General features: G+C 39.1%; 24 protein-coding genes and 1 other annotated feature. Of the genes, 22 read left to right on the top strand and 2 right to left on the bottom strand.

The annotated features are described in order from the left end of the window. Positions 1-98: 98 nt before the first annotated feature. The 12 genes from minC to pheA all read left to right on the top strand — a co-directional run bounded on the left by minC (position 99) and on the right by pheA (position 9,464). Complete coding sequence (minC, locus tag M3175_RS01680) at positions 99-779, top strand: septum site-determining protein MinC (protein WP_251513961.1); 681 nt, start codon at positions 99-101, stop codon at positions 777-779. Position 780: 1 nt separating this feature from the next. Further along, a complete protein-coding gene (minD, locus tag M3175_RS01685; RefSeq protein WP_119709270.1) occupies positions 781-1,584 on the top strand; it encodes a septum site-determining protein MinD in 804 nt (267 codons plus the stop codon). A gap of 123 nt (positions 1,585-1,707) precedes the next feature. Continuing rightward, complete coding sequence (locus M3175_RS01690; protein ID WP_251513962.1) at positions 1,708-2,484, top strand: M23 family metallopeptidase; 777 nt, start codon at positions 1,708-1,710, stop codon at positions 2,482-2,484. Continuing rightward, positions 2,477-3,343, top strand: a complete 867-nt coding sequence (locus M3175_RS01695) for a M50 family metallopeptidase (protein WP_251513964.1) — start codon at positions 2,477-2,479, stop codon at positions 3,341-3,343. The genes M3175_RS01690 and M3175_RS01695 overlap by 8 nt, the downstream gene beginning before the upstream one ends. Before the next feature lie 45 nt (positions 3,344-3,388). After that, positions 3,389-4,837, top strand: a complete 1,449-nt coding sequence (locus tag M3175_RS01700) for an Rne/Rng family ribonuclease (protein WP_251513966.1) — start codon at positions 3,389-3,391, stop codon at positions 4,835-4,837. A 69-nt stretch (positions 4,838-4,906) separates the two neighbouring features. Beyond that, positions 4,907-4,984 (top strand) — a sequence feature (ribosomal protein L21 leader region). 13 nt (positions 4,985-4,997) lie between these two features. Continuing rightward, positions 4,998-5,306 carry a 50S ribosomal protein L21 gene (gene rplU / locus M3175_RS01705; protein WP_251513968.1) on the top strand — a complete coding sequence of 103 codons (309 nt, stop codon included), beginning with the start codon at positions 4,998-5,000 and terminating at the stop codon, positions 5,304-5,306. 11 nt (positions 5,307-5,317) lie between these two features. Then, complete coding sequence (locus tag M3175_RS01710) at positions 5,318-5,650, top strand: ribosomal-processing cysteine protease Prp (protein ID WP_251513970.1); 333 nt, start codon at positions 5,318-5,320, stop codon at positions 5,648-5,650. Positions 5,651-5,664: 14 nt separating this feature from the next. Continuing rightward, positions 5,665-5,955 carry a 50S ribosomal protein L27 gene (gene rpmA / locus M3175_RS01715; protein WP_160547636.1) on the top strand — a complete coding sequence of 97 codons (291 nt, stop codon included), beginning with the start codon at positions 5,665-5,667 and terminating at the stop codon, positions 5,953-5,955. Between the two features lie 134 nt (positions 5,956-6,089). After that, entirely contained in the window at positions 6,090-6,635 is a 546-nt protein-coding gene (locus tag M3175_RS24835; RefSeq protein WP_285852099.1) for a Spo0B C-terminal domain-containing protein, read from the top strand. A gap of 90 nt (positions 6,636-6,725) precedes the next feature. Beyond that, positions 6,726-8,018, top strand: a complete 1,293-nt coding sequence (gene obgE, locus M3175_RS01730) for a GTPase ObgE (protein WP_251513971.1) — start codon at positions 6,726-6,728, stop codon at positions 8,016-8,018. A gap of 33 nt (positions 8,019-8,051) precedes the next feature. Next, positions 8,052-8,510 carry a transcriptional regulator ThrR gene (gene thrR, locus M3175_RS01735; protein ID WP_119709261.1) on the top strand — a complete coding sequence of 153 codons (459 nt, stop codon included), beginning with the start codon at positions 8,052-8,054 and terminating at the stop codon, positions 8,508-8,510. A 99-nt stretch (positions 8,511-8,609) separates the two neighbouring features. Beyond that, complete coding sequence (gene pheA, locus M3175_RS01740) at positions 8,610-9,464, top strand: prephenate dehydratase (RefSeq protein ID WP_251513973.1); 855 nt, start codon at positions 8,610-8,612, stop codon at positions 9,462-9,464. 54 nt (positions 9,465-9,518) lie between these two features. Here the strand turns inward: pheA and M3175_RS01745 are convergent, their stop codons facing one another. Continuing rightward, the gene (locus M3175_RS01745; RefSeq protein ID WP_251513975.1) at positions 9,519-10,058 is read right to left on the bottom strand and encodes a transcription repressor NadR; all 540 of its coding nucleotides are present in this window, start codon (positions 10,056-10,058) and stop codon (positions 9,519-9,521) included. 32 nt (positions 10,059-10,090) lie between these two features. Next, positions 10,091-11,248 (bottom strand): IscS subfamily cysteine desulfurase, encoded by a 1,158-nt coding sequence (locus M3175_RS01750; protein ID WP_251513978.1) that lies wholly within the window; start codon positions 11,246-11,248, stop codon positions 10,091-10,093. 105 nt (positions 11,249-11,353) lie between these two features. On the opposite strand from M3175_RS01750, the gene nadB reads away from it, so the two are divergent. The 10 genes from nadB to M3175_RS01800 all read left to right on the top strand — a co-directional run bounded on the left by nadB (position 11,354) and on the right by M3175_RS01800 (position 21,001). Further along, on the top strand, positions 11,354-12,928 hold the full coding sequence (gene nadB / locus M3175_RS01755) for an L-aspartate oxidase (protein WP_251513980.1): 1,575 nt from the start codon (positions 11,354-11,356) through the stop codon (positions 12,926-12,928). After that, entirely contained in the window at positions 12,897-13,733 is an 837-nt protein-coding gene (gene nadC, locus M3175_RS01760; protein WP_251514004.1) for a carboxylating nicotinate-nucleotide diphosphorylase, read from the top strand. The genes nadB and nadC overlap by 32 nt, the downstream gene beginning before the upstream one ends. 15 nt (positions 13,734-13,748) lie before the next feature. Then, on the top strand, positions 13,749-14,852 hold the full coding sequence (nadA, locus tag M3175_RS01765; protein ID WP_251514018.1) for a quinolinate synthase NadA: 1,104 nt from the start codon (positions 13,749-13,751) through the stop codon (positions 14,850-14,852). Positions 14,853-15,011: 159 nt separating this feature from the next. After that, positions 15,012-16,586 (top strand): SafA/ExsA family spore coat assembly protein, encoded by a 1,575-nt coding sequence (gene safA, locus M3175_RS01770; RefSeq protein WP_251514019.1) that lies wholly within the window; start codon positions 15,012-15,014, stop codon positions 16,584-16,586. Next, complete coding sequence (locus tag M3175_RS01775; protein WP_251514020.1) at positions 16,576-17,556, top strand: phosphotransferase; 981 nt, start codon at positions 16,576-16,578, stop codon at positions 17,554-17,556. Before safA ends, M3175_RS01775 begins: the two co-directional genes overlap by 11 nt. A 93-nt stretch (positions 17,557-17,649) precedes the next feature. After that, positions 17,650-18,399 carry a YhcN/YlaJ family sporulation lipoprotein gene (locus M3175_RS01780; RefSeq protein ID WP_251514021.1) on the top strand — a complete coding sequence of 250 codons (750 nt, stop codon included), beginning with the start codon at positions 17,650-17,652 and terminating at the stop codon, positions 18,397-18,399. A 132-nt stretch (positions 18,400-18,531) separates the two neighbouring features. After that, complete coding sequence (locus M3175_RS01785) at positions 18,532-19,053, top strand: intercompartmental signaling factor BofC (RefSeq protein ID WP_251514026.1); 522 nt, start codon at positions 18,532-18,534, stop codon at positions 19,051-19,053. 107 nt (positions 19,054-19,160) lie between these two features. Next, on the top strand, positions 19,161-19,772 hold the full coding sequence (ruvA, locus tag M3175_RS01790; protein WP_251514039.1) for a Holliday junction branch migration protein RuvA: 612 nt from the start codon (positions 19,161-19,163) through the stop codon (positions 19,770-19,772). Between the two features lie 24 nt (positions 19,773-19,796). Next, positions 19,797-20,798, top strand: coding sequence for a Holliday junction branch migration DNA helicase RuvB (ruvB, locus tag M3175_RS01795; protein ID WP_251514048.1), 1,002 nt, complete (start codon positions 19,797-19,799; stop codon positions 20,796-20,798). After that, positions 20,795-21,001, top strand: a complete 207-nt coding sequence (locus tag M3175_RS01800; protein ID WP_251514051.1) for a DUF2905 domain-containing protein — start codon at positions 20,795-20,797, stop codon at positions 20,999-21,001. The genes ruvB and M3175_RS01800 overlap by 4 nt, the downstream gene beginning before the upstream one ends. Positions 21,002-21,014: the final 13 nt, after the last annotated feature.

Genomic DNA, 21,014 nt, shown 5'->3' on the forward strand with positions numbered 1-21,014 from the left:
AATAATATAAAGATATATGTAAGCTTATTCGTAATAAGCTTATTCTTAGTTTGCTTAACATCGAGGGATGCTTTTCTATATGAGGTGAACAACTTAACATGAAGAAGACACAAAATGTGCTAATTAAAGGAACAAAGGATGGTTTAACGTTACATTTAGATGATCTTTGCTCCTATGAAGAATTAAAGAGGGAATTAGATTCCAAATTAACCGAAAATTCGTTAGCCAATAAGGATCGACCTTTAATATCTGTTCGAGTTCAAGTAGGTAACCGATACTTGACAGAAGATCAGCAAGAAGAAATTAAAAATTTAATACGTCAAAAAAAGAATCTAGTCGTTGAATTAATTCAATCAAATGTAATGACGAGGGAAGAAGCCGAGCTAGCAATAGCAGCAAATGAGATCATCCCAGTAGCTAAAGTCATCCGTTCAGGTCAAGTGCTAGAAACAACAGGTGATCTACTTTTAGTAGGAGATGTGAATCCAGGTGGGACAGTTCGTGCAGGCGGAAATATCTTTATTATGGGAGCGCTAAAGGGAATTGCTCACGCAGGATGCTTTGGTAACTCAAATGCAGTCGTTGTTGCCTCAGTGATGAATCCTTCACAAATTAGAATTAGTCATTGCATTAACCGTGCTCCAGATTATGGAATAGATAAAGAGAAACGGGAAATGGAATGTGCCTATATTGATGAAAACGATCACATTATTATTGATAGATTACAAGTATTATCTCAGCTAAGACCAAACTTAACGAAGCTGGAAGGGGGACGCTAAAATGGGACAAGCCATTGTTGTAACTTCGGGAAAAGGTGGAGTAGGCAAAACGACTACTTCTGCAAATATTGGAACAGCACTAGCCTTACAAGGGAAGCGTGTCTGCCTTGTTGATACAGATATTGGATTGAGAAACTTAGACGTCGTGATGGGTCTTGAAAACCGAATTATTTATGATTTAGTTGACGTCGTGGAAGGCCGCTGTAAGATTCATCAAGCGTTAGTTAAAGATAAGAGATTTGATGACCTACTATACTTGCTTCCAGCAGCACAAACGAGTGATAAAACGGCAGTTCAACCTGAACAAATGAAAACATTAATTAATAATTTGAAACAGGACTACGATTATATCATTATTGATTGTCCAGCAGGAATTGAACAAGGCTATAAAAATGCGGTTGCAGGTGCGGATAAAGCGATTGTTGTAACCACACCAGAGGTTTCAGCAGTAAGGGATGCAGACAGAATTATTGGACTTCTAGAAAAGGAAGAAAATGTGGAAGCACCAAAGCTAGTGATTAATCGTATCCGCAGTCATATGATGAAAAATGGAGATATGCTTGATGTCGATGAAATCACAGCCCACTTATCCATTGATTTAATTGGAATTGTGGCAGATGATGATGAAGTTATTAAGGCATCTAATCATGGTGAACCAATCGCTCTTAATCCTAATTCAAAAGCATCTATCGCCTATCGAAATATTGCACGCCGAATTTTAGGAGAATCAATACCACTCCAACAACTTGATGATAGTGATAAAGGTGTATTTACAAAAATTAAAAAGTTTTTTGGTGTTAAGTAAAACCGAGATTTTTCTCGGTTTTTTTATTTGGTTTCTTTCTCCTAGTAATTAAATTGTATTGTCATAGGTTTGTCCTTTTGCACATAAACTTGTACAAAACGTAAAAGGAATGGTGGGGAAACCATGAGGTCAAGACCGGATGAAATTCGTAAACGCATTGCTAAGCGAAAGAGGGAAAGGGACAGGCTAACACAGACCGTTGCTCATTCAAGGCTGTTGCTGCCAGAAACGGAAGAAACGCACGGATATGACCGGATTCCCACTTATGAAAGTGGGAAAGAAGAAGAGATTCATCCTCTTTTTCGAAAGGAAGTTTTTATTTTTAAAATTCTAGCCTCTACTATTTTGGTGTTCTTAGTAGCAATTATTTTTAGAAATAATGACACTAGATTGGAGAGTGTTAGAGAGTTTGTGTCGATAAACATGGAAAAGGACTTTCAATTTACGACAGTAGCAAACTGGTATGAAGAACAGTTTGGAAAGCCTCTTGCACTATTGCCGTTTACCAATAATGAATCAGAAGAAATGAATGAGGAGTCGCAGCCATATGCCCTACCAGCATCAGGGAAGATTCTAGAGGAATTTGGTGAAGACGGACAAAAGGTAACAATTGAAACACCTAAAGGTGCGGCCGTTACCGCAATGAGTGGTGGTATGGTTGAATTCGCTGGTGTGAAAGAGGGATTTGGCAAGACGGTCATTGTCCAACACAGTGATAAGAGTGAGACTTGGTATGGAAATCTTGAGGGAATTTCAGTGAATCTTTATGAATACATCGAAAAAGGAAAAGAAATTGGAACAGCAATGGATAGTGATGATGGGGAAAAAGGTTCCTTTTACTTTGCCTTAAAAGAAGGAAATGAATTTATAGATCCTTTCCAGGTGATTCAGGTTGAATAAAATGCTTGAGCTTTTTTCAAAAATTCATATTCATCCACTTTTGTGGGTAGTTGTGGCGCTGTCTGTATTGACTGGTCACTTTTATGAACTTCTTCTCCTCTTAATCATTGTCTTTGTACATGAGCTAGGTCATGGGGTAGCTGCTTCCTATTTTTCGTGGAGAATTAAAAAAATCACGTTGCTACCTTTCGGTGGGGTGGCAGAGATGGACGAACACGGAAACAGGCCGTTAAGAGAAGAGGCGATTGTCGTATTGTCTGGACCTGTACAACATATATGGCTTGTGGCTGTTGCCTATCTGCTTCATCAGGTTGGACTTTTAGATGATCATTTGTTTTCCATGTTTCTTCAGTATAATGTGATGATATTTTTATTTAATTTGCTTCCTATTTGGCCATTAGACGGTGGGAAGTTGATTTTTTTATGGCTTTCTATTAAAAAGCCATTTCCAAAAGCATTTAGACAGACCCTTCTTCTCTCTTTTTATGTTTTATTATTATTTAGTGCTGTCATTATGGTGACAGAACCTTTAAATCTTAATGTTTGGATTATCATCTCGTTTCTTTTGTTTTCTCTGTATTATGAATGGAAGCAAAGAAGATATGTGTTTGTCCGGTTTTTGCTTGAACGCTATTACGGGAAAAAGGATACATTTGGAACACTTATTCCTTTAAAGGTGGAAGAGGATGAGTTGATTATTCATGTACTTGAAAAATTTCAAAGAGGCTGTAAGCATCCTATAATTATTGAGAATGATGGACAGGAGAAAAGCTTACTTGATGAAAACGAATTGTTACATGCTTACTTTGCAGATAAACTATTGATGGCAAGAATGAAGGATTTGCTTTATCAATATTGAACAATGATAATAAAGGTGACGTATTGATAAAGTGAGGAATAGATGTTGGATAAGATCATTGTGAATTATATAGGTAGAGAAAAACGCTATGCGATACTCAAGGATCAAAAAGTTGAGAAGCTATATATTGAACAGCCAAAGCAGCAGTCGCTCGTTGGTAATATATATTTAGGTACAGTAACGAAAGTCATGCCAGGGCTACATGCTGCTTTTGTTGATATTGGTGAAGAAAAACAAGGGTTCTTACATAGAGATAAGCTCGTTTCATTTTTATCAGCAAAAGATGAAAAAACTGCAAGAGAAACAAAAGGGATTGGGTCATTTGTCCATCAAGGCGAGAGGCTCCTTGTTCAGGTGGAAAAAGATGCTAGTGGTGACAAAGGACCACGTTTAACTGGAATTGTTGAGATTAACGGAAAGAATATGGTATATCTGCCAAATGGATATTATGTGGCTGTCTCAAGAAAAATAGAAGATACACAGCAAAGAGAAAGCTGGCGTCAGATAGGGCATGAACTGAAAGAAGAGCATGAAGGGCTCATTTTTCGTACATCATGTGCGGATGCAAAAAGAGATGAAATTGAAACAGAACTTCACCATTTACGAAGTCAGTATCATGAACTCACAAAATCTTTGAAAATGGTAAAGAAACCGATGATTGTTCATGAAAGTGAGCACTTTATTAAGGAACTTAGGGAAGAATGTAAGAAAATGAAGCCTGCCACTATTGTAATTGATGACATTAGCCTAAGGGATAAGCTTTTAGCAGGTGGTTCTGATGATCTAGAATGTGAAATTCTTCATTATCATGAGAAACAAAATATATTTTCCGCATACGGGGTTGAAGACTCAGTTGAAAAAGCATTAAGACGTGTCGTTTGGCTGTCAAACGGTGCGTATATAGTCATTGATGAAACAGAAGCTCTTACCATTATTGATGTGAATACGGGAAAGTATTCAGGGAAAAATCATCTGCAAGATACCGTTGTGAAGACAAATGAGCTTGCGGCAGAAGAGATTGCTCGACAATTAAGAATAAGAGACATTGGTGGGATTATTCTTATAGATTTTATTGATATGAAAGATAGTGCTGACCAGGAAACGGTACAAAAGAAACTGGGTAAAGCTCTGCAAAAGGATCATAGACGAACAAATATCGTAGGTTTTACTCAGCTAGGTATTATGCAGCTTACTAGAAAGAAAACAAAAGTAGCCCTTTCTGAAGGATTAACTGAAAAATGTAGAGTCTGCGATGGAACAGGAAGTGTGTTAAGTGCAGAAACGGTGGCCTTCAAGCTGGAGCGAGAGCTTTGGGAGCTAAGAGGGACCGATTACGAGTCAGTGACCATTGAAACGACGGAAGAAGTAAAAGATGTGTTTTCAGGTTTGGAAGGAAAACATCTGAAGAGAATGGAAGAAATTATTCATGTAACCCTTCGTTTTGTTGTCATATCAAACAATAAACCTTTCTATAAAATTACGAAGCTCATCTAACAGTGAGCTTTTTGGTATTGACAATAAGAGAAAAAATATGATAATATCGTTTATGTTATGTTTGTAGCACCCGTGCTACAACCGCGCAGATCAGGTTATAAGTCTTTCGTTAGAAAAGCGCCTGTGATGGCGAGTCTTAGTTTATAAGGAGGTGCAGTTCATGTACGCAATTATTGAAACAGGCGGAAAGCAAGTAAAGGTAGAAGCAGGACAAACTATCTACATTGAAAAGCTAAACGCTGAAGCAGGCGAAACTGTTACATTTGACAAGGTTTTATTCGTTGGTGGAGAAAGCGTAAAGGTAGGAAGCCCAGTTGTTGAGGGTGCTACTGTTACAGCTAAAGTTGAAAAGCAAGGTCGCGCTAAGAAGATCATTGTTTTCAAGTACAAGGCGAAGAAAAACCAACGCAAAAAGCAAGGTCATCGTCAACCATACACAAAAGTTGTCATTGAAAAAATCAACGCGTAAGGCGGTCTAAGATGATTCAAACGACGATTTATCGTACTGAATCTGGACACATAAAGTCGTTTACATTGAGCGGTCATGCTCTCTTTGCTAACCGTGGGGACGATATCGTCTGTGCCGGTGTCTCTGCCGTTTCATTCGGTGCTATTAACTCAGTTATTGCGTTAACAGGTGTTGAACCCATAATTGAGCAAGGAGATGGTGGCTTTCTCCGCTGTGTGATTCCGACCAATCTCTCTACGGACATACAGGAGAAGGTACAGCTATTGCTTGAAGGCATGGTCGTATCACTACAAACGATTGAGAGAGATTACGGGAAATATGTAAAAATTACCTTCAAAAAGTAGGAGGTGGAACAATAATGTTAAGATTAGATCTTCAGTTTTTCGCTTCTAAAAAGGGAGTAGGTTCTACAAAGAACGGTCGTGATTCACATGCTAAGCGCCTTGGTGCTAAGCGTGCAGATGGTCAATTCGTATCTGGTGGTTCAATCCTTTACCGTCAACGTGGCACTAAGATTTATCCAGGTGTTAACGTTGGTAAGGGTGGAGATGACACTCTATTCGCGAAAGTGGACGGAGTTGTTAAATTCGAACGCCTAGGTCGTGACCGTAAGCAAGTGAGCGTATACCCTGTAGCTCAAGAAGCTTAATTCTTTTAGAAAAAACTCTAACCTTTAGGTTAGAGTTTTTTTAATCATAAAGCTATTACCAAGGTTTTCTTTTTTGCTATACTAAAAACAAGCAGTTTTCTGACTGATAACGAATTGGTACAGGAGTGCATGAGATGAAGAAGGATTGGACGACGGTTGAGTTGCTGAGTCACTCGCGTCACGATTGGTTAAATAAAGTACAGCTCATAAAAGGTAACTTATCTTTACATAAATACGACAGGGTAAACGAAATCATTCAGGAAATTGTTATTGAGGCACAAAATGAGGCTCGTCTCTCTCAATTACATACACCACAGCTTGCTGCCCTCTTTCTTACCTGCAACTGGAACAACTTCTCTTTTCAGGTAGATTATGAAGTGCTCGAGGCATCTACCGACAACCAAAACATAATTAATGACAGTATTGCTTTGAACTGGATAACCTTATTTTTTGAGTGTTTACAGCAAAATGTTCAGGAGTTTGCTGAGAATCATTTATCAATTACGATTGATAGACAACAAAAGGCAGCCTGTTTCTTTTTTGATTTTAGAGGAATAATAAAAAATAGGACAGGTCTTGAAGAATTTTTCAAAAGAAAAGAAACATTAATAGAAGTAATCGTTCATGAATGTTCGGAACAGGAATTTTCGTTACAGGTATTCTTACCATATGAGGAATAATTGGATCATTCGATTCTCGTCATGTGATGACAACTTCTATCAGGCTCATTTCTATAGAGCAACAACATAGGACAGACGGGAGGATTTACGATGTTTGTAGATCAGGTAAAGATTTACGTAAAAGGTGGAGACGGTGGAAATGGGATGGTAGCATTCCGTCGTGAAAAATATGTACCAAAGGGTGGACCTGCTGGAGGTGACGGCGGGAAAGGTGCAGATGTAGTTTTTCAGGTAGAAGAAGGATTACGAACGTTAATGGATTTTAGATACCAAAGGCATTTTAAAGCTCCCCGTGGTGAACATGGGATGTCCAAAAATCAGCATGGTAAAAACTCGAAAGATATGATTGTTAAAGTTCCACCAGGGACTGTAGTAACAGACGCAGAAACAAATGAAATAATTGCAGATTTAGTTGAACATGGACAACGTGCAATTATTGCTCGAGGCGGTCGAGGTGGTCGAGGAAATTCTCGATTCGCTACACCAGCTAATCCAGCACCTGAATTATCTGAGCATGGCGAGCCAGGACAGGAAAGAGATGTCATTCTTGAGCTCAAGCTTTTAGCTGATGTTGGATTGGTGGGCTTCCCTAGCGTTGGAAAGTCAACATTACTGTCTGTCGTTTCTTCTGCAAAACCGAAAATTGCAGAGTATCATTTTACGACGATTGTTCCGAACCTTGGAATGGTCGAGACAGAAGATGGAAGAAGCTTTGTAATGGCTGATCTGCCAGGGCTAATTGAAGGCGCTCATTCCGGTGTAGGACTTGGTCATCAGTTCTTGCGACATATTGAAAGAACAAGGGTCATCGTTCATGTAATTGATATGGCAGCAACAGAAGGAAGAGATCCTTATGAGGATTACGTAACGATCAATAAAGAGTTACAGGAATACAATTTACGATTAACTGAAAGACCACAAATTATCGTAGCCAATAAGATGGATATGCCAGAAGCAGAAGAAAATCTAAAAGCCTTTAAAGAAAAATTAACAGATGAATATCCCATCTTCCCTATCTCAGCGATTACGCGTCAGGGACTTAGAGATTTACTTTTTGCGGTTGCTGATAAGATTGAACAAACACCTGAATTTCCACTTCATGAGGAAGAGCTTGAGAGTACGGGAATCCATCGCGTGCTTTACAAACATGAAGCAGAGCAGACAGAGTTTGTTATTACGAGAGATCCGGATGGAAGCTTTGTGGTGTCAGGACACGCTGTGGAAAGATTATTTAAGATGACTGATTTCTCTAGAGACGAGTCGATCAAACGATTTGCTCGCCAGCTTCGCGGTATGGGAGTCGATGAAGCCTTAAGAGAAAGAGGCGCCAAAAATGGTGATACAGTAAGACTAATGGATTATGAATTTGAGTTTTTAGATTAGTATTTCGTAGCGCTTTACCTGGGGGTGGGGAAAATGAAAGAAGAAGATATATTAGACAAGAAGTTTTACTTAGTTCGTGAAGATGTGCTGCCTGAAGCGATGAAAAAAACTCTCGATGCAAAGGAAATGCTTGAACGTGGGAAGGTTGAGTCTGTGTGGGATGCGGTTCAAAAGGTTGACTTAAGCCGCAGTGCCTTTTACAAATATAGAGACACAGTCTTTCCTTTCCACACGATTGTTAAAGAACGGCTAATTACCTTGTTTTTTCATCTCGAAGATCGTTCAGGTACGCTTTCACAACTGCTTGGTGTGGTAGCATCATCTGGTTGTAACGTATTGACTATTCATCAGACAATCCCACTTCAAGGTAGGGCCAACGTAACGCTATCTTTAAATACGACGGATATGGCTATTGAGATTGAAGAACTGCTTGCACGATTACGGAGGATGGAATTTGTAGAGAAGGTTGAAGTACTAGGGTCAGGAGCATAATTGCTTCCGCCCTGTTTTTCATTTGTATACATATTTTGTTTAAAGTGATAAAGTGATAAAAAGAGAGAAATGGATTGTGGTAACAAAGGAGAGAGAATATTGAAAGTAGCATTTTTAGGACCAAGAGCCACGTTTACTGATTTAGTGACAAGAGAAATGTTTCCTCACGAGGAGCGAATTCCTTATGCCACAATTCCGGATTGCTTAGATGCAGTAATGGAGGAAGAGGTTGACGTTACGGTTGTTCCGCTTGAAAATACGTTAGAAGGTTCGGTAAATATTACTCTGGATTATTTAATTCATGAAATTAACTTACCGATTATTGCTGAGGTTACAACTCCTGTAAAGCAGCATTTACTTGTACATCCATCTGTGAAAGAGAGATGGCAGGAGGTAACAAAAGTATTAAGCCATCCGCATGCCATTGCGCAATGTCATAAGTTCCTTCACGGATCACTAAAAGGTGTACCTTGCGAGAATGCAACGAGCACAGCTGCTGCAGCGAAATATATTATCGAACATCCGGATGAAACCGTAGCCGCTATTGCGAATCAGTTAGCTGCTAAAGAATATGGACTAGCTATTGCAAAAGATAATATTCATGACTACGACTTTAACCATACAAGATTTATCGTGTTATCAAAGAAAAACATCCCTCTCCAACCAAAAACCATTGATATCAAAGGTTATAAAACGACCGTAATGGTCACGTTGCCTACGGATCGATCAGGTGCTTTACATCAAGTGCTATCTGCATTTGCATGGAGAAAATTAAATTTGTCAAAAATCGAGTCACGTCCAATGAAGACGGGACTTGGAAATTACTTTTTTATCATTGATATTGAGGAGAAGATGGACGAGGTTCTGATACCAGGTGCCATTGCCGAACTAGAAGCGCTCGGTTGTAGTGTATCGGTACTTGGCAGCTATCCGTATTATCATGAAATTGGGTAATCAGAAAAGCGGAAGCGCAAAAACCTAGTTGCTTTAACGAGCAACTAGGTTTTTTTATTTTCGATCAATGAGAAATCCGGCTTTGTCTAGTGCTTCTTCGACTTGATCAAGGATTTGTTCAGATGGTGCAGAGATGGTGTGAATATGAATTCCACCTGTCAACTCTGAGAGGTAGGAAGATTTGGTTGATTGCATTTTTTCTAAAAATTGTTTTACTTCTCTACGATTAGACACCATGATGGATGCAGTCAAATCGCCGTATATGGGATGTTCAATTCTTACATCCTTGACAGTAACTCCATGATCAACGAGCAAATTTAATTCTTCTTCTGTCTGGTCAGGGGGATGTGAACAGGCAATGGTTCGGTAAATAGGAGCATCGTTCGCTTGGTTGGAAAGATACAAATATCCCTGGCTCGTTGCCATTATTGGCTCACCCTTTGCCTTTAAAAGCGTAATGTCCCCGACAATGACTTGTCTGCTCACATTCGTTCTTGTTGAGAGTTCTCCTCCAGTAATCGGTGCACCACTTGATCTTAGCCATTCAAGAATGAGCTCACGACGGTTTTCTCCTAGTATCTTTTTCTCATTCATTTAAAACGTCTCCCTTATTGTCAACACTACGATTATTTTACCATACTTGTTATTTGTTTATCACGCTGTGGTGCTTCTTGGATGATAGCAATAATAGTTTGAGCCAATCCTTGTACCTCCGCTTCAGTTGTATGAACCCCGAATGATATACGGATGAACTCTTTTGCTGACTTATCATCTATCCCTAGTGCAAGCATTGTTTTTGAGGGGCTTGTCTGTCCCACTTGGCAGGCACTTCCAGTAGAGATGGCGTATCCTTTACGGTTTGCCTCTAGCATCACCCATTGGCCTTCAAGTCCTTTTATTCGGAGACCTAGGATGGATGGTAGCTGTTTATCTACATTTTCATGAATAATGATTTCATTTCTTACGTCCTTTAGAAGAAAGAGAAACTGGTCACGTAAAGATTTCATGTGTTCAAAATTATGGGTCAAGTTTCTTACTTGTTTACTGGCAGCGGTAACCATGCTAACAATGGCAGGAGTATTCACTGTTCCTGGTCTCATTCCACGCTCATGTGACGTGTTTGGATAATACGAATCAAATGGAATGGAAGGTGAAACATATAGCGCGCCAATTCCTTTAGGTCCATAGATTTTATGACCTGAGATGGTAAGACTATCTACGAATGGAGTAATCATTTTTATATCTAACTTCCCAAAGGATTGTACACAGTCACTGTGTAGGAGGATTCCATTTTTCTTACAAATCGCTCCGATTTCATTTAATGGCTGTATCGTTCCAATCTCAGAATTCACATGTTGTATACAAGCAAGTACGGTATCACCGCGAATAGCGGATTGAAACTGCTGTACATTAATCATTCCATTTTCCATTAAGGGCAATTCAGTAATCTCATAGCCTCTTAACATTTTTAACGACGAATGGATAGAGGAATGTTCAGCGATATTCGTGATAATATGCTTTCCTTTTTTGGATGATTGAGATAAGAGAGATTGAATCGCTAGAAAATTCCCTTCAGAACCACCGCTGGTAAAATAAACTCCTTCTTTCTTTACACCTAGTAATCTTGCAATTTCCTCTCTGCAGCCTTCAAGTAAGGTGGATGCACGACTCCCTATATCATGTAGGCTTTGAGAATTTCCATAATACTCAGTTGAAGCCTTAATAAACGCTGAGGCAGCTTCAGGGTCCAGTGGACAGGTGGCAGCATAATCAAAATATTTCATTGTCGTCCTCCAAATACTCGATTTCCTTCACAAAACACTTGTCATTATTGTAATTGTATGTAAATATAAGTGTCAAGACACCTGTAAAATACGGATGGTGATAAAATGATACACTCCGATGTGTTAATTATAGGAAGTGGAGTGGCTGCTTTGCAATTAGCAAAGAAGCTTAGCTGTGATATAAATGTGATTGTTCTCACAAAATCAAAAGCGGCTGATGGAAATTCTAATCTTGCTCAGGGCGGCATAGCGGCCGCAATAGCTATGGAAGACCATCCTGACAAACATTATCTTGATACGTTGGAGGCTGGAAGGTACACAAATGATCGTGAGTTAGTGAAAGAAATGACAGCAATGGCTCCAGATCTAATTAAAGAAATGGTATGTGAAGGATGTGCGTTTGACCGAGCGAAAGACGGCGGCTTACTGCTTGGATTAGAAGGAGCACATAGTCATAATCGAATCGTTCATAGCGGTGGGGATGCAACAGGAAAAAATATAATGAGTTTTTTATTAAAGGAAACTATGCACCTTAAAATAATCGAAGAAATGGTTGTTTACGAGTTGTTGGTTATAGATGGAAAGTGTATTGGTGTAAAAGCCAAGAATAAACATGGAGAGACAAACGTTTTCCTTGCAAACCACGTTGTTCTAGCAACAGGAGGACTAGGTCAACTATATAGTTTTACTTCAAATGCAGAAACAGTGGTCGGAGATGGAATTGCACTAGCATACCTTGCAGGTGCTGAAGTTGCAGATTTAGAATTTATTCAATTTCATCCAACTCTTTTGTTTGTTGAAGGGAAGTGTCAAGGTCTAGTTTCGGAAGCTGTTCGCGGCGAAGGGGCATTTCTAACTTTAAAGGATGGAACAAGAATTATGAAAAATGTACATCCCATGGAAGACCTAGCACCAAGACATATTGTGTCTCAAACAATATTTAATTATTGGCAAGCAGGTGAGCAAGTATTTTTAGATATTCGTAATATAAAAGAGTTTACTATAAAGTTTCCAACGATAACCAAAATGTGTGAGGAGAATCAAGTTAATCTTTCAAAAGGTCTTATTCCGGTTGTCCCTGGCTGCCATTTTTTAATGGGCGGAGTAAAAACGGATCATTATGGACGTACAAGTGTCCAGAACCTTTATGCAATTGGCGAGGTAGCTTACACAGGAATACACGGTGCCAACCGATTAGCTAGTAACTCCTTATTAGAAGGCCTTTTTTTCGGAAAGAGGCTTGCCGGTTTAATCAATCAAACAGTCAAGCTGGATTCATCTTTATCCTCTTTTAGCGAAAGAAGTTCACGGATGATGGACGCAGTGTCGCTCCCGGATAAGACAGTTATACAGGCAAATATGATGAAACATGCAGGGATTGTTAGAAACAAAGAAGATTTACAAGAGCATTTAGCTTGGCTAGAGAGCTTCCAAATACAGGAGCTACTAAGTTATTCAATTGATGAGAGGTCAAAGGAAGATATCCAAGTGATTTTTATGTTAATTACTGCTTGGTTAGTTACGAAATCAGCACTTCTTCGAGAAGAGAGCCGTGGAGGGCATTTTCGAGAGGACTTTCCATTTGAAGAAAAAGGTTGGTTAGAAAAAAAAATCATTTTAAAACATAGACAGGAGCAGGGAGATTCCTATGAACAAATTAAAGCTGCGTTTGCAACTTGAGCAATTTTTTCTAGAGGATATTGGGGAGCGAGATACAACGAGTGAGCTGATTTTTGGTGATGATGAGCAAGGGGAACTTGTCTTTATTGCTAAGGAGAATGGCATATTCTGTGGGGAAGAGATTATCCGGACAGGATTCACTCTTCTAGACAATGATGTAGTTATTGATCTGGAAATAAGGGATGGAGAGCGGTTTGAATTAGGTCAGAAGTTAGTAACGATAACTGGTCAAGTAACTACGTTATTGAAAGGAGAAAGAGTGGTGCTTAACCTCGTTCAGCGAATGAGTGGAATTGCTACTCGAACGAAAGAAGCTGTAAATATAGTGAATTCTACTTCTACAAGAATTGTAGATACTCGAAAAACAACACCAGGTCTCAGAATGCTTGAAAAATATGCCGTTCGATGTGGTGGAGGTTTTAACCATCGCTTTGGATTATATGATGGAGTAATGATTAAGGATAATCATATTGCTTTTGCAGGCTCCATTTCAAAAGCAGTGGAAAAAGTAAAATCTAATTTGGGCCATATGGTTAAAATCGAAGTGGAAATTGAATCGAAGGAGCAGCTGATAGAGGCGATTGAAGCTGGTGCTGATGTGATTATGTTTGATAATCGTACACCTGATGAAATTCAAGAGTGGCTCACTTTAGTTCCAAATGGAATCGTAACGGAAGCTTCTGGTGGCATAACATTAGAGAACCTCTATAAGTACAAGCATACGGGAGTCGATGTTATTTCATTAGGATTTTTAACACATACGATCCAATCAATAGATATTAGTGCGAAAGTATATATGAAGTAAGAGAGGATGAATGGGATGAATTTATTTGAAGTGGTTGAAAAAAATAAGCTTCTGCCTGATCAATACAAAGAGCTAACACAGGATGAAATGGAAAACAGAGTTAGAGCCATTAAAGAAAGATTAGGAAACAAACTATATATCCCCGGGCACCATTATCAAAAAGATGAAGTAATCCAATTTGCAGATGATACGGGAGATTCATTAAAGCTTGCCCAGCTTTCTGCAGAGAATCACGAAGCGGAATATATTGTGTTTTGCGGTGTGCACTTTATGGCAGAAACGGCGGATATTCTAACCAATGATTCACAAAAAGTGATACTTCCTGATATGCGAGCAGGCTGTTCGATGGCAGATATGGCTGATATTTACCAAACGGAAAGAGCATGGACAGAGCTGCAGGATGTATTTGGTGAGAGCATTCTTCCTTTAACTTATGTGAATTCCACTGCGGCCATTAAGTCTTTTGTTGGGAAACATGGTGGAGCAACAGTTACTTCGTCCAATGCTGAACATATGGTCAAATGGGCATTTACTCAAAAGGAACGAATCTTATTTCTTCCTGACCAGCATTTAGGGAGAAATACCGCTTTTAATTTAGGAGTACCATTAGATAAAATGGCGGTTTGGGATCCTATCTCCAATACTTTACAATACAAAGGAGCTCCTGAAGAAGTAAAGGTGATTTTATGGAAGGGGCATTGCTCCGTTCATGAGAACTTTACCGTTCAAAACATTGAGGATATTCGTGCCAATAACCCTGATATGAAAATTATTGTTCATCCAGAGTGTAAACGAGAGGTAGTGGAGCTATCTGATTTAGCTGGTTCGACGAATTACATTATTCAGCAAATTGAGGCATCATCCACCGGTTCCGCTTGGGCCATTGGAACAGAGATGAATTTAGTGAATCGAATTATTCAGGACCACCCAGATAAACAAATCGTATCTTTAAATCCGCATATGTGTCCGTGTCTTACTATGAATCGTATTGATCTACCTCATTTATTATGGGCGTTGGAAAGTATAGAACATGGCGAACTTCATAATGTCATTAAGGTTGAGGGTGAAATTGCTGATTATGCAAAGCTTGCTCTAACAAGAATGCTCGACCAATCTTAAAAAGCTTCAATCCTCCAATCATTTGGAGGTTTTTTTTTTGAGAAAAAAGGGGACAATTCATAATCTTTTTGAAAAAATCATAAGTTTTTATGTAGATTGTTAGCAATTTGCCCACTCCGACATACAATATATGGACTTACGCATAGGAGGGAAATCAGAGTGAAAATCCATATCGTACAGAAAGGGGATACTCTTTGGAAGATCGCCAAGAAGTACGGCGTGAATTTTGAAGAGCTGAAAAAAATGAATACGCAGCTCAGTAACCCTGATATGATCATGCCCGGTATGAAAATTAAAGTACCAACCGGTGGTGGAATGATAAAGAAAGAAGCACCTATCACTGGAAAGCCGGAAGCGAAAATAAATATGGGTACAAAAAAAGAGATGCCTAAAGAACAGCCAATTGCTCTTGCACCAAAAGAAGCGCCTAAAAAAGAAATGCCGATTGAACAACCGCCAAAGATGGAGGAGCAAATCGAACCAATTGCTGAGGCTCCAAAGAAACCATTCAAGCCTAAGATGCCACAGCCAATGATTCCTGAAATTGATATTAACAACTATTATATGATGAATATGGCGAATTTATCTGTACAACCGCAACAACCTGCAAAACCAGTACCGAAACCGCCGAAACCAGTTAAAGAAGAGGTAAAGCCAAAACAAATGGCACCTGCCGAATTACAATCTCAACCAGCACCACAATTTCCAATGCAACCCAAACAGCTTCCTGCGGAAATGACATTACCAGAAGTTAAACCATTGCCTGAAGTGAAACCAATTAAAGGTGTGAAACCACTGCCAGAGGCCAATATTGACGTTCCAAACTATACTCAAGGAGGGGGTTATGTACCCATGAATCCAATGTACCCACAAAATTTCTATCCGTATCCACAAGCTACTCCAGGATTTGGTCAGCCAACAGGTTTTGCTCCTCAAGCACCATATCCACAAGTTCAAGGTGCAATGACAGGTGCTCCTGCAATGCCAACTATGCCGTATGGAATGATGCCAGGGGTCCCGGGAATGGGCATGCAACCGTTTGATGATGAATCATCATCGTTTATGCCACAAATGCCGATGATGCCAGGTCAAGTAATGGGAGCACAAGATACACAAATGCCGATGATGCCAGGTCAAGTAATGGGAGCACAAGATACACAAATGCCAATGATGCCAGGTCAAGTGATGGGAGCACAAGATGCGCAAATGCCGATGATGCCAAGTCAAGTGATGGGAGCACAGGATGCACAAATGCCATTAATGCCAACAGAAGTGGCTGGAGTTCAAGATACTCCAATGTACCAAGCTCCAATGTATCCTTATCCTCCATATCCAGCACCATTATATCCTTGTGGACCCGTGATGCCTGGACCAGGATACTACCCACCAGGTTATCCATCTATGGGTATGCCGCAACAAATGCCATATAGCCCAATGCCACAGGTGCAAGGAGTAATGGATCAAATGGAATCACCGAGTATGGGCAATCACCAAATGCCTTTAACACCAAATTATCCAGCCGTACAAGGCGTACAGGATGATTGTGGATGTGGAGGTCCTGCGATGACTCCATATGGAATGGGATCGGGCTTTGCTCCAGGAATGCCGCCAGTGTATGCACCATCTTACGGGCAACCAATGGGACAGCCGCCTTATATGAATCCTTATGGATACGGACCATCAGCATATGGAATGCCAAGAGGTCAAAATACAAACGATGGAAATGAAGAATAATATTAGTGGAGACGATTTAGCTCTAAATCGTCTCTTCTCCTATTTACAGGAAGAGCTCGTCACTCCAATTGAATCCATTCAACCAATTAGGAAGAATGTATATCTGCTGCAAACGAATAATCAACTTGTTGTATTAAAGGGGTTTAGTCATTTAAGAAAGTTACAGATCCAAAAGGCTTTCACTTCGTCTTTAAGACAAGAAGGATTTCAGTACTCATACATTTTTCAAAACCTCGAAAAGGAATCACCACTTTACTTAGACGGTACGTATTACGGGTGTCTTGAGCATATACCAATTTCCTCCAGCAGTCCTTTTTCTTATGAGTCGGAAAAAGAAAGAAAAGATGGGCTTCGTCTCCTTGAAGAATTTCACCAAACTACTGGTAAGCTTTCAAGAAGGTATCAAACGGTACTAAAAGAATACAATCTTATGTTGAAATGGAGAGAACGTGCAGCTCGTTTTATTAATAATTTATCCATTATTAAATTTTTTGTGCAGCAAGAAATACTTAATGAAGTGATGGAATGGGCTGATTTTTCCTTAAAAGGGCTTGAGTTAGAAATTGCATTTTTGAACAATGATGATCAAGCGATTCTTCATGGCGATTTAGCACATCATAATTTTATTCGTGGTATAGACTCCGAACTATATATGATTGATTTCGACTTAATTTCAATTGGTAGTCCAGCTTGTGATTTCTTACAATATTGCAATCGTATTCTGCCAAGTCTCGAATGGTCTTTACAGGAACTTACTGAATACAAGCAAATACAACCCTTTTTAAATAATCGTGGATTTTTGTATGCGTTAATATTTCCAACAGATATCTTTAGGGAATGGAATCGCCTCATTAAAGCTCGGCAATATTCAAGCACATTTCAAGTAAGACAGGTACTTGATTTAACTGTACGACAATTTTTTAATCGGCAAGGCTTTGTGGAGCAAGTAAAGCTTTTACTTGATGATTAATTGGTCGTAACTGTCAGGATTAAAAAGCCAGAACCCTCACACCCTATAAATGAGCATAATTATGCTCTCAAATAAGCGGAGGGGGTTATTCGCTTGAGTAAAAAACTTGTTTTACTACCAATTACTGCTGCCTTAGCCTTTAGTTTAGCTGGTTGTAGCCAGGATGAAGCAACCAATGGTGATCAAGAAATAAGCCAACCATTTGGCTACTACTCGAATGAAAATCATAACGGTGGTGGAAATGCAAGAATTTACAACGAAAATGATGGTCCATTGGTAGAAATAATGGATCACTCTCTTGGTGAGGAAGGACAGAGAAGCAGAAATAATCGAAGACAGCATTTAATGCAAAAAGATGAGGCGGGAAATCCTGCTAATCCTACCGTCCCTCGAGCTAAACAGGATAAAAACTTTTTTGAAAGAGATAACCGTTATAGTCATGCGGATGCCAATTATCATGGGCATTTAGATGACCAAACCCGTAAAGCAAGAAGCTCCTACTACACAGCGTATGAAGGTGATTTAGCCGAAAAAATAGGGGATGTTACGGCGAAGGTTCCCAATGTGGAGGATGTTCGTTCCGTTGTATATGGAAGCAATGTATTAATTGCAGTTGATTTAACGAACTACGATCGCGATGTGGAAACAAAGGCAGATATCACAAGAGCGGTTCAACCCTACCTTCGAGGAAGATCGGTACAGGTAGTGACGGATGAAGGAACATTTAGCCGAATCAGGAATATTGATAATGACTTACGTGATGGTGGTCCACGTGAGACCATTGATGCAGATATTAAAGGGATGTTTCGAACATTAAAGTCCCGAATTCAAGGAAAAGAATAGGATTCGAAAGAGTTGATCGAAATGATCAACTCTTTCGTGCGTTAATGGGCATAAATTTGAAAAAAATGGTCATTATATAAATGAAATCATGAAATTAGCTCTTTATTGTAACTTTCAAACGAGGTGATCATTTTGAGAACCAAATGGCTCGGTTGTTTAGGGATATTTCTTCTCGTATTCGTTTTTCATACAAACTATGTACTAGCTGAAGATTCAAAAACCACACCAAGATTAGAACCCTTTGAAGTCAAGGTGATTCTTGAACGAGTTTATCTAGATGGAGAAGTTAGTGAGGAACAAATGGATGAGAAGATTTGGTCAATGGAACAGTTTTGGTCAAAATATGATCAATGGCAGGTCGTGGATATGGATGATCAATCTGTCGTGTTCCGTAAGCATGTAGACGATATTTCTCCACTGTTAAAAGCTAATGGTTACTTCGGAATTACAGACGATGGTGTGCTAACGATCTATTATGGAAAACCACAAAAATATAATATTATTCAATCCTTCTTTCAATTGGATATTGGAAAATTAGAAAGTACGAGACATGAAGAACTTAAGGAAGGAATACCGATTAGGAATAAAGATCGGTATGTTGAAGTTCTTGAAACGTTTAAAAATTATACTGTTCAGGATAAACAAGCAAACTAAAGGAGCCGGAATCGGTTCCTTTTTGTATTTTCATCCTACATTTAGGGGCATGTACTAACATATTGTGATACAATGAGGTACAGCAAAATTAGAGGAGTTTTAGCTACATGTATGATTATATTAAAGGAACGGTCGAATTTATTGGACCCGAATATATTGTTGTAGAGGCAGGAGGCATTGGCTACCAAATATCAACGCCAAATCCTTTTAGTTTTTCAAAGCATATTCACCAAGCGATGCAAATTTTTACTTATCATTATGTAAGAGAAGATTTGATTGCTTTATACGGTTTTTCTTCAAGGGAAGAAAAAATTCTCTTTACAAAGCTTTTGAATGTATCGGGAATTGGGCCAAAAGGAGCGTTAGCAATATTAGCATCTGGCGTACCAGAACAAGTTGTTCAAGCAATTGAAGAAGAGGATGAAGCTTTTTTAGTGAAATTCCCAGGGGTAGGAAAGAAAACAGCTAGACAAATGATCTTAGACTTGAAGGGGAAACTTCAACAAGCACTTCCAGATTATTTTCCTAATTTATTCAATGAAGAAGTTCGTGTGGAACAACCGAAGAATTCAAATTTTGCGCTAGAAGAAGCGATGTTAGCCTTACTATCGCTTGGTTATTCTGAAAAAGAAATTAAGAAAATTACTCCGAAGCTTGAAGTGGAAACACTAGAAACAGAGCAATATATTAAAAAAGCTCTTCAGCTTCTTTTAAAATAGAGTTGGAAAAAGGGTGAGTGAGGATTGGACGATCGGATTATTTCTGGTGAGGCAGATGTTCAAGATTTATCATTCGAACAAAGCTTACGCCCGTTAACATTAAAACAATATATCGGGCAAACTAAAGTAAAAGAGAATCTAGAAATATTTATTGAGGCTGCCAAAATACGTCAAGAAACACTTGATCATGTTCTATTATATGGACCTCCTGGATTGGGAAAAACGACATTAGCAACCATTATTGCTAATGAAATGGGAGTTAATATCCGTACAACAGCAGGCCCAGCAATTGAAAGGCCAGGAGATTTAGCGGCTATTTTAACAGCACTTGAACCTGGTGATATCTTATTTATTGATGAAATTCACCGACTTCCAAGAGCAATTGAAGAAGTTTTATATCCAGCTATGGAGGATTTTTGCCTTGATATTGTGATTGGAAAAGGGGCAACTGCTAGGTCTGTGAGACTTGATTTACCACCATTTACACTAGTTGGTGCCACAACTAGAGCAGGTTCTCTTTCAGCTCCACTTCGCGATCGATTTGGAGTTTTAAGCAGATTAGAATATTATAAAGAAGATCAGCTAATGGATATCGTATTACGAACAGCCGAAGTGTTCCAGGTAGAAATTACAAAAGATGCGGCTTTAGAAATTGCCAAGCGTTCAAGAGGGACACCGCGTATTGCGAATCGCCTGCTCAGACGAGTTAGAGATTTTGCTCAAGTAAAAGGCAATGGAATCATTGACTATTCATTAGCCGTTCACTCCTTACAACTTCTTCAGGTAGACCCGTTAGGATTGGATCATATTGATCATAAACTATTAAAGGGTATTATCGAGAAGTTTAGAGGAGGACCTGTTGGATTAGATACAATTGCAGCAACTATTGGAGAAGAATCACATACGATCGAGGATGTTTATGAACCGTATTTACTTCAAATAGGATTCCTCCAAAGAACTCCAAGAGGTAGAATTGTTACGAATCTGGTTTATAAGCATTTTCAAATGGAGGTACCAACAGAATGACTGGTATTCCAAAGGTTCTTATGACATTAGGAGCAATCATTTTTGTTGTTGGATTTCTCATGCAGTTTATACATATCGGTAGGCTTCCAGGTGATATTATTGTTAAAAAGGGAAACACGACAGTGTATTTTCCCATTGTTACCTCTATTCTTGTTAGTATTATTTTATCTGCAATTTTTTACTTTTTAGGGAAATTTCGTTAATATATGTAGTGTT

The organism is Robertmurraya korlensis, from assembly GCF_023715225.1.
Classification (GTDB): Bacteria; Bacillota; Bacilli; order Bacillales; family Cytobacillaceae; genus Robertmurraya_A.

Bases quoted from the DNA above. Each gene is read 5' to 3' on its own strand.
- M3175_RS01745 (WP_251513975.1), bottom strand. From the start codon at position 10,058: ATGAATGAGAAAAAGATACTAGGAGAAAACCGTCGTGAGCTCATTCTT.
- ruvA (WP_251514039.1), top strand. From the start codon at position 19,161: ATGTATGATTATATTAAAGGAACGGTCGAATTTATTGGACCCGAATAT.
- M3175_RS01775 (WP_251514020.1), top strand. From the start codon at position 16,576: ATGAAGAATAATATTAGTGGAGACGATTTAGCTCTAAATCGTCTCTTC.
- rpmA (WP_160547636.1), top strand. From the start codon at position 5,665: ATGTTAAGATTAGATCTTCAGTTTTTCGCTTCTAAAAAGGGAGTAGGT.
- M3175_RS01800 (WP_251514051.1), top strand. From the start codon at position 20,795: ATGACTGGTATTCCAAAGGTTCTTATGACATTAGGAGCAATCATTTTT.
- minD (WP_119709270.1), top strand. From the start codon at position 781: ATGGGACAAGCCATTGTTGTAACTTCGGGAAAAGGTGGAGTAGGCAAA.
- M3175_RS01710 (WP_251513970.1), top strand. From the start codon at position 5,318: ATGATTCAAACGACGATTTATCGTACTGAATCTGGACACATAAAGTCG.
- M3175_RS24835 (WP_285852099.1), top strand. From the start codon at position 6,090: ATGAAGAAGGATTGGACGACGGTTGAGTTGCTGAGTCACTCGCGTCAC.
- nadC (WP_251514004.1), top strand. From the start codon at position 12,897: ATGAACAAATTAAAGCTGCGTTTGCAACTTGAGCAATTTTTTCTAGAG.
- minC (WP_251513961.1), top strand. From the start codon at position 99: ATGAAGAAGACACAAAATGTGCTAATTAAAGGAACAAAGGATGGTTTA.
- M3175_RS01690 (WP_251513962.1), top strand. From the start codon at position 1,708: ATGAGGTCAAGACCGGATGAAATTCGTAAACGCATTGCTAAGCGAAAG.
- rplU (WP_251513968.1), top strand. From the start codon at position 4,998: ATGTACGCAATTATTGAAACAGGCGGAAAGCAAGTAAAGGTAGAAGCA.
- nadA (WP_251514018.1), top strand. From the start codon at position 13,749: ATGAATTTATTTGAAGTGGTTGAAAAAAATAAGCTTCTGCCTGATCAA.
- M3175_RS01750 (WP_251513978.1), bottom strand. From the start codon at position 11,248: ATGAAATATTTTGATTATGCTGCCACCTGTCCACTGGACCCTGAAGCT.
- obgE (WP_251513971.1), top strand. From the start codon at position 6,726: ATGTTTGTAGATCAGGTAAAGATTTACGTAAAAGGTGGAGACGGTGGA.
- thrR (WP_119709261.1), top strand. From the start codon at position 8,052: ATGAAAGAAGAAGATATATTAGACAAGAAGTTTTACTTAGTTCGTGAA.
- nadB (WP_251513980.1), top strand. From the start codon at position 11,354: ATGATACACTCCGATGTGTTAATTATAGGAAGTGGAGTGGCTGCTTTG.